This window comes from Spirosoma fluviale, from assembly GCF_900230225.1.
Classification (GTDB): domain Bacteria; phylum Bacteroidota; class Bacteroidia; order Cytophagales; family Spirosomataceae; genus Spirosoma; species Spirosoma fluviale.
The window spans coordinates 458,787-472,707 of record NZ_OCNH01000004.1 but is presented as its reverse complement, the minus strand read 5'-3'; the positions used below and the strand labels follow the sequence as shown (position 1 = coordinate 472,707).

The 13,921-nt window shown below is 47.2% G+C and carries 9 protein-coding genes and 2 rRNA genes; 2 read left to right on the top strand and 9 right to left on the bottom strand.

Features of this window, described 5'->3' with window-relative positions; translation table 11 throughout:
* Both CRO74_RS23070 and rrf read left to right on the top strand, forming a co-directional pair.
* Window positions 1–101, top strand: a 23S ribosomal RNA gene (locus CRO74_RS23070); the annotation flags it as partial.
* A 134-nt stretch (window positions 102–235) separates the two neighbouring features.
* A 5S ribosomal RNA gene (gene rrf, locus CRO74_RS32470) occupies window positions 236–346 on the top strand.
* Window positions 347–477: 131 nt separating this feature from the next.
* Here the strand turns inward: rrf and CRO74_RS23065 are convergent.
* The 9 genes from CRO74_RS23065 to CRO74_RS23025 form a co-directional block, all read right to left on the bottom strand.
* Window positions 478–939: a hypothetical protein gene (locus CRO74_RS23065; protein ID WP_097129327.1), complete on the bottom strand. Its 462-nt coding sequence runs from the start codon at window positions 937–939 to the stop codon at window positions 478–480.
* Window positions 940–1,054: 115 nt separating this feature from the next.
* The gene (locus CRO74_RS23060) at window positions 1,055–2,194 is read right to left on the bottom strand and encodes a 2-isopropylmalate synthase (protein ID WP_097129325.1); all 1,140 of its coding nucleotides are present in this window, start codon (window positions 2,192–2,194) and stop codon (window positions 1,055–1,057) included.
* A gap of 259 nt (window positions 2,195–2,453) precedes the next feature.
* Window positions 2,454–3,530: a 3-isopropylmalate dehydrogenase gene (gene leuB / locus CRO74_RS23055; protein WP_097129324.1), complete on the bottom strand. Its 1,077-nt coding sequence runs from the start codon at window positions 3,528–3,530 to the stop codon at window positions 2,454–2,456.
* Between the two features lie 127 nt (window positions 3,531–3,657).
* Window positions 3,658–4,353 carry a class I SAM-dependent methyltransferase gene (locus CRO74_RS23050; RefSeq protein WP_097129322.1) on the bottom strand — a complete coding sequence of 232 codons (696 nt, stop codon included), beginning with the start codon at window positions 4,351–4,353 and terminating at the stop codon, window positions 3,658–3,660.
* A gap of 86 nt (window positions 4,354–4,439) precedes the next feature.
* Window positions 4,440–5,960 carry a hydroxymethylglutaryl-CoA lyase-like TIM-barrel protein gene (locus CRO74_RS23045; protein ID WP_097129320.1) on the bottom strand — a complete coding sequence of 507 codons (1,521 nt, stop codon included), beginning with the start codon at window positions 5,958–5,960 and terminating at the stop codon, window positions 4,440–4,442.
* A 92-nt stretch (window positions 5,961–6,052) separates the two neighbouring features.
* The gene (gene leuD / locus CRO74_RS23040) at window positions 6,053–6,649 is read right to left on the bottom strand and encodes a 3-isopropylmalate dehydratase small subunit (RefSeq protein ID WP_097129318.1); all 597 of its coding nucleotides are present in this window, start codon (window positions 6,647–6,649) and stop codon (window positions 6,053–6,055) included.
* A gap of 82 nt (window positions 6,650–6,731) precedes the next feature.
* Window positions 6,732–8,141, bottom strand: coding sequence for a 3-isopropylmalate dehydratase large subunit (gene leuC, locus CRO74_RS23035; protein ID WP_097129316.1), 1,410 nt, complete (start codon window positions 8,139–8,141; stop codon window positions 6,732–6,734).
* Between the two features lie 367 nt (window positions 8,142–8,508).
* Window positions 8,509–10,992 (bottom strand): sacsin N-terminal ATP-binding-like domain-containing protein, encoded by a 2,484-nt coding sequence (locus CRO74_RS23030; RefSeq protein WP_097129314.1) that lies wholly within the window; start codon window positions 10,990–10,992, stop codon window positions 8,509–8,511.
* Window positions 10,993–11,291: 299 nt separating this feature from the next.
* A complete protein-coding gene (locus tag CRO74_RS23025) occupies window positions 11,292–13,652 on the bottom strand; it encodes a BamB-related PQQ repeat family beta-propellar protein (RefSeq protein WP_097129312.1) in 2,361 nt (786 codons plus the stop codon).
* Between the last annotated feature and the right edge of the window lie 269 nt (window positions 13,653–13,921).

Sequence of the window (13,921 nt, the reverse complement as noted above, 5' to 3'; positions counted from 1 at the left end):
GTATAAAGGGGTGTTGTAGACGACGACGTTGATAGGCGGCAGGTGGAGGTGGTGAGAGCCATAAAGCCGAGCCGTACTAATGGCCCCGGAAGCGTGTTTACAGTTGCGCTGTGTTTGAAGGTTGATGGAATGAGTCATACGAAAAGTGGAATATCCAGGTCTCTCTCTGTAGGAAAAAAGACAACAAGATATTGTGTACGCTCACATCTGTGAGTCACACGAAAGAGTCAATTAGGTTGGTGTAGTTTAGGCGGGTGTTCACCTCTACCATTTCGAACAGAGCCGTTAAGCCCCGTACTGCCGATGGTACTGCTGTCACAAGCGGGAGAGTAGGAAGATGCCACCTATTGAAACAGCGAAAGCCTGTCCATCCGGACAGGCTTTTTGCGTTTATTAACGGCTGTACCGGAACGATGTAAAAAAAGGCTTACACAAATGTGCAAGCCTTGTAGATTCAATGAAGTTGATGCCAGTATTTTACGCCATTTCAAAGGTTTCCATAGCTGGCAACGTGATTTTCTCTAAAAATTCTTCCTCCAGTAAATCGGCCCAAGCGTTCATATAAGCAATCACATCCTGGCGTACGTTATGCTTTAAATATCTTTGCTCAAGCGGAAAGCGAAGTAGTACCTGCCGATCATCTAACCGCTCAAGGTGTTTTATATCCTCAAGAACTAGGCCCGCGTTGAGCATTTCATTAATTAAGAGATCGATTGGCATTTCACTAGTCGAACAGTAATCTTCAGCCTGTTCATTCCAATCGCCATGACGCTGCATAGCATACTGATGGATCTGTTGCTTATTAAGCTTTGTAAGCTGTTGAGCAAGGTTTCCACAATTACAGCCACCCATATGTCCCCATTGATAAGGAGCACCATGTTGTAAATTCTGGGCTGTTTGACGAAGGGCATAAATTAACTCGGGCGTTGGGCGGGCCATATTGATCTGAATTTTAATTTATTTACTACCTATCCTTCTCGCGAAACAGCAGTTATAACCATTTTGTTCACCAGTGTAAGCCAACAAAAAAGCCCGATTTTCTCGGGCTCTCTTATTAACGGACCAGTTCCATTAAATCTTTGTCATTTACCTCTTTGCGGATATCGGCCATATCTAAAAAACGGGTGTAGATGCCATCGAGTGTTGGCTTGTCGTAGCGGAAACCGAGGAGTTCGAGTCGGTGTTTTAACGCGTGGCGGCCACTTCGGGCAGTTAGCACAATTGAAGATTTGGGCACACCTACATCGTGCGGGTTCATGATCTCATAGTTCTCCGAGTGCTTCAGAAAACCGTCCTGGTGAATACCGGAGGAGTGGGCAAACGCATTACGGCCTACAATAGCTTTATTAGCCTGTACAGGCATTCGCATCATTTGTGATACCAAATTACTAACCGGAAACAGTCGGGTTGTATCAATGTTCGTATGGAGACCTAACTCCTTCTTTACTTTGATAGCCATAACTACCTCTTCAAGCGACGTATTCCCAGCGCGCTCGCCAATGCCGTTCATGGTCACTTCCACCTGCCGTGCGCCGTTCATAACACCTGCCAGTGTGTTTGCTGTAGCTAATCCAAGATCATTGTGACAATGGATTGAGATGGTCGCCTGATGGACGTTAGAGACGTGCTCGTAGATGTAGGCTATTTTTCGACCGTATTCATCAGGTAAGCAATAACCCGTCGTGTCGGGGATATTAACAACAGTAGCACCTGCTTTGATAACTGCTTCGGTTAACTGCGCGAGAAAGACAAGATCTGCACGGCCGGCGTCTTCGGCGTAAAACTCTACGTCTTCTACGTACGTTTTAGCATGTTTTACGGCAGCTATTGCCTGCTCAAGAATGTTCTCCCGGGTGCTGTTGAATTTATTCCGGATGTGAATGTCTGAGGAACCGATACCCGTATGAATACGGCCTCGTTTTGCCCACTTTAACGCTTCGCCAGCGGCATCAATATCACCTTTTACCGCACGGCTGAGAGCGCAGATAGTTGGCTCGGTGACTGCTTTGGATATTTCAACAACGGAACGAAAGTCACCAGGGCTTGAAATAGGGAAACCAGCTTCAATAATATCAACGCCCATCCGCTCTAGTTCTTTAGCAACTACAATTTTTTCCTCAGTAGTTAGCTGGCAACCTGGTACTTGTTCCCCGTCGCGTAGAGTAGTATCAAAAATATAAACTCGCTGGCTCATAATTCGGTATATTGAAGTAGGTAATGATTCATTGGTTATGAAAAAAGCCCTCTCTCAAAGCAGAGAAAGGGCTTTTTCGATATAGCGTATCCTTCTCCGTCTTAAAAAACGTTTAAATTTTGCAGTCGGCAGAGTAGGAGGATCGTCATTAGTTAGTCTGCGAAATTTCGCTGATCGCGTAAATACGCTACAAAAATAAATGATTTTAACAATTTTACAAATCACCCAAAATTTTAAGCAACTAATTTAGCCAATTAAATTAAGCGTTAAGCCGCTGTAAGATTTGAGCTCCCATTTGCTCCGTCCCGAGTATTTTTTCAGCAGGTGTGCTTGGGTCGGCAATGTCGCGGGTTCGAAAACCGGCTTTCAGAACTGAATCAACGGCATTAACAACGGCGTCAGCTTCAGCTTTCATTCCAAAAGATATATCGAGCATTAAGGCAACTGATAAAACAGACGCCAACGGATTAGCTACTCCTTTACCCGTGATATCATGGGCTGAGCCATGAATAGGCTCGTACAGCCCCGTTGTATCACCTATGGATGCCGAAGCCAGCATACCCATCGAACCGGCGATCTGGCTTGCTTCATCAGTCAGAATATCGCCGAAGAGATTGCCGGTTACAACGACGTCAAAACGCTTGGGGTCTTTGATCAGCAACATGGCTGCTGCATCCACAAATTGATGCTCTACTTCAACCTCTGGGTAACGGTGAGCAATTTCCTGTATGACTTCCCGCCATAGACGCGATGATTCCAGAACGTTGGCTTTATCGACAGAGCAAAGCTTCTTGCGACGGGTCATGGCGGCATCGAAGGCTTTTATGGCAATGCGTTCCACTTCGTAGCGGCTGTAGATCATTGTGTCGTAGGCTGTGTTCCCTTCGTCTTTACGACCGCGTTCGCCGAAGTAAACATCGCCGGTAAGTTCGCGGAAGAAGAGGATATCAGCGCCCTTGAGAATTTCTGGCCGGATACTGGAAGCGCTCAATAATTCATCGAATAGTTTGATGGGGCGCAGGTTAGCGTATAAGCCCAAAGCTTTGCGTATTCCTAACAGTCCCTGCTCGGGGCGAACCTTGGCCGATGGGTCGTTATCGTATTTAGGGTGACCAACAGCACCAAACAGAATCGCATCCGATGCTTTTGACTTGGTGATGGTTTCCTCTGGAATCGGGTTGCCGGTGGCTTCGATGGCAGCATGGCCAATTAACGCCGTATCGTAGGTGAACTCGTGGTTGTACTTCGCAGCAATAGCATCGAGTACTTGTTGGCCAACGGCTGTTACTTCCTGACCGATGCCATCACCGGCAATAACTACAATGTGTTTTTTCATTTTAAGAGACAAAAGAGCAAAAGAATGGCTGACGTTCAACTAGTCGCTGGTTTCCTTTGCGATGGGCAAGCTAAACGAACCAATAAAAAATTGAAACTGGTAGACCAAGTGAGTAAGTCGGGTGCGACTAGGAGGGCTTCACGGCTTCAGCAATGACATTCTTGCCAATAACCTGTCCACCCGTAAGGATGTCGAACAAGCGGCTTACCGGGAAAATGATTCGGTCGTAAAAGATGACAGATTCTTTCGTGATCCGCCCGTCTTTACCAAGCCATTTGTAAATAAGCGAAATAAAATAACCGGCAAAATCATAGTACCGGCAATCGGTGACGCGTAGCCCGGCGGCTTCCAGAATCTGGCGAACCATCTTTTTGTCGTAGCGCCGGTAATGCCCTACATGTTCGTCCATGTTGCTAAAAATCTCCTGACGGGCAGGCACGAAAACCTTGATGCGGCCGCCCGGCTTGAGTTTTTTGTATAGTTCTTTGACGATTTCGCCGTGGTGCTCGATGTGCTCCAGGACGTTGATGGTATAAATCAAATCGTAGGTCTTGTCCAATGTGCTGATATCCGTATAAACGGGCTGTTTGATCAGCGGCAGCAGCTCCGGGTCAATCTCAGCGGCATCAACAGTACCGAGTGGGAAACGGTTGGCGTATTCGCCATTTCCCGCTCCAAAATCCAGGATGGCTTCGCCAGGGCGAATGTCGCTTGATACCCATTTAAAGAGACCACCGTTATAATTAATGGCGTGGCTCATCATGGCCAGATTGTCGGCCCCGTTGTAATCTACCTTTTCTGCCGTTTGTTTGGCCTGACTCATAACTAACTAGTTGGAAGACGAAGTAAACGTGATAACGTTCTATGCTTTCTTTACTGAGCACGAAGTTATTAAACGAATCGTCAATTTTAGTCCAGGGTATTGAGCATTTTTTGAGTGGCCTTAATGGCCGACACGGTCTGGTCTGAATCGAGCCCCCGTGTTTTGAACTCCCCGTTTTTATGCTTCCAGGTGATAATGGTTTCACAAAGGGCATCGGTTCGACCGCCGGTTGGAATCCGTACGGCGTAATCGGTCAGTAAGGGTAAGGTCAATTTCTTCTTGACGTAAATCTTCTTCAGCGCGTTCATGAACGCATCATACTGGCCATCGCCCTGAGCACTTTCTTCGAAATGCTCCTCATCAATGCGAACCCGAAGTGTAGCCGAAGGCTTAAGGTCTTTGGAATGCGTCAGTACATAATTAAGAACTTCCACCCGCGATGCGAATGAATTAGTATTCAATACGTCGGAGATAACGTAGGGCAAGTCCTCACGCGTGACCACCTCTTTCTGGTCGCCTAGTTCGATAACGCGCTGCGTTACTTTTTTGAGATCGTCTTCCGACAACTGAATCCCCAACTCCCGAAGATTATTCTCGATGTTGGCCTTACCAGACATTTTTCCGAGCGCGTAGCTGCGTTTCCGGCCAAAGCGTTCGGGTAGGAGGGCGTTGAAGTAGAGGTTGTTTTTCTTATCGCCATCGGCATGAATACCCGCCGTTTGGGTGAACACGTTATCGCCAACAACGGGCTTGTTGTCGGGAATACGAAGCCCAGAGAATGTTTCGACAATCTTGCTGACCTGATACAGCGATTTTTCAATAACGCCCGTTCGAACCTCTGGCATGAAATCACGCAAGACCGCAATAGCACTGGCAAGTGGCGCGTTTCCGGCCCGTTCGCCCAGGCCGTTAACGGTTAGGTGTATACCGTGCGCTCCCGCCCGGATGGCTTCCATCACATTGGCGATGCTGAGGTCGTAATCGTTGTGCGCGTGGAAATCGAAGTGCAGGTTGGGGTAACGAGTCACTAACTGATGCACGAACGTATAGGATTCGGCAGGTGTCAGGACGCCCAGGGTGTCGGGTAACAGTACCCGTAAAATGGGCTGCGTACTGAGGAAATCAAGGTACTGCAAGACATAGTCCGGCGAGTTGCGCATGCCGTTGCTCCAGTCTTCCAGATAAACATTGGCCTTGACACCCAGCTTACCAGCGGCACAAACAACCTGACTGATGTCCGTAAAGTGTTCGTCGGGGGTTTTCTTGAGCTGATGGGTCAGGTGATTCAGCGAACCTTTGGTGAGCAGGTTCATTACTTTGGCACCGGACGCCTGCATCCAGTCGAGGGAGGCCTGTCCGTCAACGAAGGTGAGTACTTCAATTTTGTCGATCAGCCCCACGCTGGTTGCCCAGCGGGTAATCTGCTGAACAGCTTCCAGCTCACCCGCCGATACGCGCGCCGAAGCGATCTCCACGCGATCGACCTTGACTTCGGTAAGCAGTAACTGAGCAAGCGCCAGCTTTTCGGACGCAGAAAACGACACACCGCTGGTTTGTTCACCATCGCGGAGTGTCGTGTCCATTATTTCAATGTAGCGACGTTTCATAGGTAATGATAGAATGAGTGAATGAGTGAATGAGTGAATTGCGGATGTTCGTTTTATTCACTCATTCACTCATTCTATCATTCACCAATTAATTAAAAGGGCCGCGTTTCGGCGAAGGCTCCGATTTCTTCTTTCATGGACAGAAGATAGTCGATGTCGTCGTAGCCGTTGGTGAGGTTGTGCTTCTTGTATTCGTTGATCGCGAAGCTTTCGCTGTCGCCCGTTGCCAGCAGTGTGACGGTTTGTGCCGGTAAGTTCACTTCGAGTTCGGTATTTGGATCGGCCTCGATGGCTGCGAAGATCTTCTCCAGGAATTCGGGACTAACGCGAACCGGCAAAATGCCGACGTTGATGGAGTTGGCCTGGAAAATGTCGGCAAAGAAGCTCGACACAACGCAACGGAAGCCGTAATCGTAAATGGCCCAGGCGGCATGCTCGCGACTCGATCCGCTACCAAAGTTTTTGCCAGCTACCAGAATTTTTCCGGAATAAGTCGGATCGTTTAGGACGAAATCGGCTTTGGGTGTATTGTCGTTATTGTACCGCCAGTCGCGGAAAAGGTTGTCGCCAAATCCTTTGCGCTCGGTGGCTTTCAGGAAACGGGCGGGGATGATCTGGTCCGTGTCGACGTTCTCATTCGGCATGGGAACGGCACTGCTGCGGAGTATGGTAAATTTATCGTAAGCCATTTTTTGAATAATGTATAATGGAAAATGAATGATGCAAAATGAGATGTCACCTGAATTAATCAAGCGAAGTGTTCATTATTAATTATGCATTTTCCATTAATCCACGTGGATCGGTAACGACACCGGTTACGGCGGCAGCGGCTGCTACCAGCGGACTGGCCAGCAAGGTACGGGCACCCGGTCCCTGACGACCTTCGAAGTTGCGATTCGATGTAGAAACGGCGTATTTACCCGCCGGAACCTTATCGTCATTCATGGCCAGGCAAGCGGAACAACCCGGCTGACGCAATTCGAAACCGGCCTGGGTCAAGATGTCCAGAATACCTTCTTCCTGAATTTGCTTTTCGACAATGTGCGAACCCGGTACTAACCAGGCCGTGATGTTATCGGCTTTCTTACGACCTTTTACGATCGAGGCAAAGGCGCGGAAATCTTCAATCCGGCCGTTGGTGCAACTGCCGAGGAAGACAAAATCGACCGGTTTGCCAATCATGGTTTCGTTTTCCTGGAAGCCCATGTATTGCAGCGACTTCTTGTAGCTAGCAGAACCGTCTTTTACGCTGTCAGCCATTGGAATCTGGTGCGTTACACCGGTGCCCAGACCTGGATTTGTGCCGTAGGTGATTTGGGGTTCAATATCGGCTGCGTCGAAGGTGAGGTCGAGGTCGAACGTAGCGCCTTCGTCGGTTTTGAGGGATTCCCAATACGGAACGAGTTTGTCCCACTGCTCACCTTTGGGCGACAGTTCGCGGCCTTTGAGGTAGTCGAGCGTAGTTTGGTCGGGGGCAATCATACCACCACGGGCACCCATTTCGATGGTCATGTTACAAACCGTCATACGGCCTTCCATGGTCATGTTCTCGAACACTTCACCGGCGTACTCCACAAAGTAACCCGTAGCGCCACTGGCCGAGGTCTGCGAAATGATGTACAGAATCACGTCTTTAGGCAGCACCGCTTTACCGGGTTTGCCGTTGACCGTAATCCGCATTTTTTTCGGCTTGGGCTGCATGATACACTGCGTCGCCAGCACCATTTCCACTTCCGACGTACCAATACCAAACGCAATGGCACCGAAGGCACCGTGCGTGGAGGTGTGCGAATCACCGCAAACGATGGTCATGCCGGGAAGCGTGATGCCGTTTTCAGGCCCTACCACGTGTACGATACCATTCTTGATGTGGCCTAAACCCCAGTGCGAAATACCATAAGTTTTGGCGTTACGCTCCAGAGCCGCCAGCTGGTTGGCCGACATGGGATCGGCAACGGGCAGGTGCTGGTTGAGCGTTGGCGTGTTGTGATCGGCGGTGGCAAACGTACGGTCGGGATAGAGGACCGTTGCGCCCCGGCCTTCGAGACCTAAAAACGCCACCGGGCTCGTTACTTCGTGGATAAAATGGCGGTCGATGAACAACACATCGGGACCATCCTTAACCTGCCGGATGACGTGTGCATCCCAGACTTTATCGAACAGGGTTTTTGGGGTACTCATAACTATGGAGGATAACTAGTCGCGGTAATTCCGTTAGTGCTTTCCAACTATCGCGGGGATAGGGAAAGGTGGCTGCAAAATTGATAAATCTTATTCAATGCCGAATCCCGCCATTCGTCCAGTAAATAGCGATTTTAGCCCAAAGGGGGATTTTGGGTGGAAAACTGTATTTGGGGTGGGGGGTTGGGCTTGAGAATTCGATAGGTTCACTCAATGAGAGGTTTTAGGAGACCTTATAAAATAGTCGCTAACGTTCAGGGTATTGCCGCAGTGGGAAACTTTAAAACTGTCATCTGGATTTCTTCCGTTATCCCTATAGCTGCAATACTATGTTATCTGCTGACTTTCGTTTTAAGTTCTGTTGTCATTAAATATTTTCTTTGTTAATTTTTAAAAACTTCGCACTAAATTCTTCATTATGTCTAAATACTCTTGCAATGTAATATTTGTCCTTGCTCTCATTCTCGTCAAGAAAGTTCCATTGCGATAATCGCATAAAGAATGGGATACTGTCTGTATTTGCAATACCGCTTGAAGTTGTTTTGACATCAATGTAGAATCTTGTTGTTTTATCTTCATTCAAAACCTGAAAGTCGAATCGTGCTTCTGCATTCTTGCTTGCCCAAACGACATTATCTTTTTGAAACTTGCTTACTAATAGCGAATAAATGAAAGATTCACCTTCATTACCGCCAAGTTCGTCTGCAAAGTATTCATCATCAACTTTGTTTTTTATCCAGTCCAAAAAGATTTTAAATTCGCCAATATTTTCAGTAACAAGTTCTATGTCGGAACTGGATAAATTGCTCTTGGCAATTTTTGCTAATACTTCCATCTTTCCACTCTGAACAATGGCAAAAGCATTTTCTCGATCTTGGTCAGTAGAAAAAGTGTCCAAAACTATTTGTGCTTTGTTTTGGGAGAACCAAGGGAAATAGATTTTAGCTTTTTCTTCTACTATATCATTATCATTTACCCATTTAAAAATTGAATTAACCGCCGTAAGAAACTTGGATTCTTTTCGATTAGATCTGTAATCTCTCAGCTCATTGTCAATTTCAACTACAATGTCAAGTAAAGATTTTTTATCCTTATCTGCAATTAAGGTTGTATTGCGTTCATAGTCCTTATGAAGCAAAAAATCTTTCCAGTCATTTTTTGTGAGTCCAGTTAAAATGGTCTTGAGTTCATCAGGAACATCATTGTCAAGGAATAACTTTTCTTTGCCATTGCGGATTTTGAAATTTTCGTTTTGGTTTGGAATAATTGGAAATTTATCAAGCAGTGTCGTATTGTCTGTTTCTATGATTAGTTCAATCACAGTATTAAGCCAGTCGTTAACATTTATAAAAGGAGGTAAACTTGTTTTAAGAGTTGTCAGTTTTGATTTAACTGCAATTTCTTTCACTAGTTTTTCAATGTCTAGCTTTTGGTCTTTGAAATATGTGAAATCAAGCAGATTGCACCACTCCAAGTAATGCTCTGATTTGGGCAATTTACTTGCAAGTAAATCTTTTGATGAATCATAAATCTTCTTTACGACTTCTTCCTTCTTGTCGGCGAAGTATGGAATCAAACTATCTTTTAAATAGATTGGTTCTTTATCTGTTTCTACAATCTTGTGAGATAAAATTGCGGAACGAATTTCATCAACTACTGTTCTTTTGAACCAGGTTTTAATTTTATCTTCTGCAAAATTTGAATCGTAAATTTTACAAATCCGGTAAATGTTTTTCCATTTTTCAGTTTCAGCGATCTTCAATACTTTCTTGTAGGCAGTTACAGCTTCAATAATGCGACTGCGGTTTTTGTCATCTTTGTCAGATAATTCAATTCCGTTTCTTTCTGTTTTCGGGTCAAAATCCTTACTATTGATGACAATCGGAAAGTTAAAATCTTCTGTTCCTACGAATGGGAAGGCGCAGAAGAGTTTTGGTAGCTCTTTATCGTATGGAAGTATTGATATCTCGGTAGCGTTTATTTTCTCAACATTGATTGCAACTGTTGTCGATCCTTCGGAAATTAAAGCAATATCTGTATCAGTTTCTTTAATGCCATCAAGAGTTCTTGTAATAGAAAAGAGTTGATAGGGTAATGCAGTATTTTGGTCTTGTTGGGCTGAGTAGACAGTTATATGATCTATTGAAGTAGTCCTGTCAATTATTGTTGCTGTCTTAATTTTTGGAATGAATGAAAGAACGAAGGGAAATACAGTTTTCAGGTTCTCGATTCCAGACTTTGCTATTTCAAAGCTGTTTTCGTCTTCATAAGGGAATTTAAAATCATAGTTGAACTCTGTTTCTGGTTTTCCATTCTTTTGATAGTTAGTGATTGGCGAATAATCCTCATTAAGCTGTTCTATAGATTTTTCAATACTCACCATTAATGCTGACTTGTAATCAATTTCTTCGGGATACCTTCTATCAAGGTCAAAACCAAATTTGTAATAGTTGTTCTTGTCTTTACTCTCAATAATCCCATCAACTTTTATTAAGAGTGATAAAATATGTGTCGCTAGAAACCCAGTTCCAAACTGTCCGATTTGTTCTCGTGGTATATTTTCTGAAAACTCGTCTTTGCCCGAATCAGGTTCAATTAAATTTCTTGCATCCTTGTATGTGAATGGGTTGCCATTGTGCCGGAATTTTAAGTTGTCAACGGAAAGAACAACCTCAATTTCGGTTTGCTCACTAACATCACTTGCGTTTTGCAATAACTCCCAAAACCATCTTCTCTTTGCAATGTCAATGTGGCTGCGAAGCGGTTTGATTTTTTCCATAATTCGCTTTGCAGGCCCACTAAACCTTTCTCTCTTTTCAAAGTCGTCAATTTCGTTTTTCAGTTCGTTCATTCGGAGCAATTATTTTGATTAGTGATACTTTTCAAGCGGAGTGGTTATAGTTGCTGCTAACTTTTTGGTTTACGAAAGTTTTGTCTTACTTTCTATTTATTTTAATTATAACAAGTAAAAATATAACCGTTTCACTAAGATGGTAATATAATTCATTGATGCGCGCAGTGGTAAATTACCTCTTTAGTATTGGCTGTATCATTCAAGTTCGACGCATCAAATTGGCTTCGGCTATTATTAAATCAACACGGTTCCATTAGAAAATGAAAGACCCAATCCCCATTGGCTCTACTACTTCCTCAAAGCGACAACGCCACCAACTCCCCTGGATGGCCGATAGCGCCAACGGCCACAACGATGTACTGCTTGCCATTGATGGAGTACGTCATGGGCAGACCGGATTGATTGGCGGGTAGTTCGATCTCGGAGACGATGTTGCCCGTTGCTTTGTCGTAGGCTCTGAACTTGTTGCCTCCACCGCCATCGGAACCATACAGGCCCGCGCCTTCTCCGGCAAACAACAGCGTTTTGGTCACCAGCATACCCACCCGGTCCGGCAATCCGGTTCGGGGGATTTTGATGCCTTTTAAGGCCGGAACATCCTTTACCCAACTGGGCGTATCGGCATTGGGCATCATCCATTTATGGTCGCCGGTGTTCAGGTCGATGGCTGTGATGCGTCCGTAAGGCGGTTTCACCAGCGGCAAGCCATACGGACCAATGCGGGCATTGCCCATATAGGCCACATAATCCATGTCCGAAATAGCGGGGGCGGCCTCCAGGCTCATGGGCCGGATAACGGTGCTGGACGATACATAGAGCATGCCCGTTTCGGGGTCGAGGACACCGCCCTGCCAGTTGGCCCCGCCCACGGCATCGGGGAGCATCAGCGTGCCTAAATTTTTGGGTGGATCATACTGGCTGATGGGCGTGAAGAGCGGCCCCTTTTTGTAGCGACTGACAATTTTCAGTGCTGCCTTTTTTATCTCGGGGGTGAAATCGACCAGAATATCATCCGAATACCCCTGTCGATCAAACGCGGCCGGTTTTGTCGGGAACGGCTGCGTGGGCGATGTCCATTCGCCTTTTACATCGCTTTTGGGAACGGGCCGCTCCTCAATGGGCCAGACGGGTTTTCCGGTCACGCGGTCAAACACGAACGCAGAGGCCTGTTTGGTCACCTGCACTACCGCTTTGATGGGTTTGCCGTCTACCCGTATGTCGGCCAGAATGGGCGGGGCGGGTAGGTCATAATCCCAGATGTCGTGGTGGATCAACTGGTAGTGCCAGACTTTTTTGCCCGTTTTGGCATCCAGACAAACCAGACTCTGCGAAAACAGATTGTTGCCGGGTCGATGCCCACCGTAGAAATCGCCGGTAGCGGCTTCCAGCGGCAGGTACACATAGCCTAGTTCCGGGTCGGCGGTGAGGGGTGCCCAGGCGCCGGCGTTTCCGGTGTATTGCCAGCTATCCTTTTCCCAGGTTTCGTTTCCAGCTTCTCCGGCTTGCGGGATGGTGCGGAAAATCCATAGCTGTTTGCCGGTTTTCACGTCATAGCCCATAATGTCGCCCCGCACCTGTTTTTTGGAAGTCGGAGCCAGACCAACCGGAAAACTGGCCCCCATGATAATCACATCGTTGACAATGATCGGGGGCGAGGTCGAACCGATGGTGGAGGTGAGCGGGTCGACGTGCGGGCCAAGGCCTTTTTTGAGGTCTACCACGCCATTATCGCCGAAATCGGGGAGGAGGTGCCCGGTTTGCGCGTCGAGGGCGATGAGCTGAAAGCTGGGCGTGATATAAATGACCCGGTCCTTCCCTTTGTCGGGCGAAGTCCAGTAGGCGACGCCCCGGCCGGAATTCTGACGGGGTACGTACGTCTTGCGGTCCTTTTCGTCGAACCGAAACGTCCACAGCGTTTCGCCGTTTTCGGCATTGATGGCGGCTACCGTTCGGCTCAGACCCGCCGTGGTATACAGCACGCCATTGACCATCAGGGGCGTCGATTTAAAATAGAATTCCGGGTTCGAGCCGAAATTATCGGTCTTCCAACGCCAGGCAATTTTGAGCTGTTTGGCGTTGTCTTTATTGATCTGGCTCAGGGGCGAGTAGTTGGAACTGGCATAGTCGCTCCGGTGCTGCCGCCAGTCGCCCTCAATGGTGGTTGGTTTGTCGGTGTAGGTGGCGGGTTTAAACTGCATACTCACCCGCGATGAGGGGGGAGGGGTACCCATCGGAATCAGCCTCAACCGTGCCGTTGCAGACGGTAACGCCACATCGCCCTCCGGAAAGCCGTTCGCACTCAGGATATACGCGATCAGCGACGCGTAGGAAGCATCGTCCAGCGAATGCGGGTTAGTTTTGGGCATGGACGATTTGGTCAGGTCGAACAACTGCCCCACCGATTTATCGCTCCACTTGGCTACGAACCGCTCGCCAACCAGCGCGTTGCCGCCTTCCGTCCCCCGCAGATCCCGACCATGACAGGCCGCGCAATGCGTGGCAAAAAGAGCTGATCCTGCTTCAACCTGTTTCTGGGTGAAAGCGCCCAGATTCGCCGTTAGCCCGACTTTGGGGCTGGGCCGTTGCTGCGCGTTTAAACTTGAATGAAAAAGGAAATAAACAACGACTAAGCCAACGGATGTGGATAAGTTCTTCATTTAGCCGGGGTAACGGTAGTATCTATTTGTCCGGAAAAGTACGATTGATACAGTATATACCCCATGCTACGGAGTGCGGTTTACACACAAGTGGCCTAAAAGCCAAACTCGTATTGGCACTAGTGCCAGCCTGTGTTCTAGCCGTTCACTGATTGAATTGAATCAGATCGTTAGCGTGTAACAGGGCTCTATTAGGTGCTGTTGCATCTTACTCGCTATATAAATCGTAATGTTGGCTCGTGTTTTAACTAAGCTGGTGAATGCTCAAA

What these genes read in the sequence shown, in the direction of transcription:
- CRO74_RS23025 (WP_097129312.1), bottom strand. Translation starts at nt 13,652, where the DNA reads ATGAAGAACTTATCCACATCCGTTGGCTTAGTCGTTGTTTATTTCCTT.
- CRO74_RS23045 (WP_097129320.1), bottom strand. Translation starts at nt 5,960, where the DNA reads ATGAAACGTCGCTACATTGAAATAATGGACACGACACTCCGCGATGGT.
- CRO74_RS23030 (WP_097129314.1), bottom strand. Translation starts at nt 10,992, where the DNA reads ATGAACGAACTGAAAAACGAAATTGACGACTTTGAAAAGAGAGAAAGG.
- CRO74_RS23060 (WP_097129325.1), bottom strand. Translation starts at nt 2,194, where the DNA reads ATGAGCCAGCGAGTTTATATTTTTGATACTACTCTACGCGACGGGGAA.
- leuC (WP_097129316.1), bottom strand. Translation starts at nt 8,141, where the DNA reads ATGAGTACCCCAAAAACCCTGTTCGATAAAGTCTGGGATGCACACGTC.
- CRO74_RS23065 (WP_097129327.1), bottom strand. Translation starts at nt 939, where the DNA reads ATGGCCCGCCCAACGCCCGAGTTAATTTATGCCCTTCGTCAAACAGCC.
- CRO74_RS23050 (WP_097129322.1), bottom strand. Translation starts at nt 4,353, where the DNA reads ATGAGTCAGGCCAAACAAACGGCAGAAAAGGTAGATTACAACGGGGCC.
- leuD (WP_097129318.1), bottom strand. Translation starts at nt 6,649, where the DNA reads ATGGCTTACGATAAATTTACCATACTCCGCAGCAGTGCCGTTCCCATG.
- leuB (WP_097129324.1), bottom strand. Translation starts at nt 3,530, where the DNA reads ATGAAAAAACACATTGTAGTTATTGCCGGTGATGGCATCGGTCAGGAA.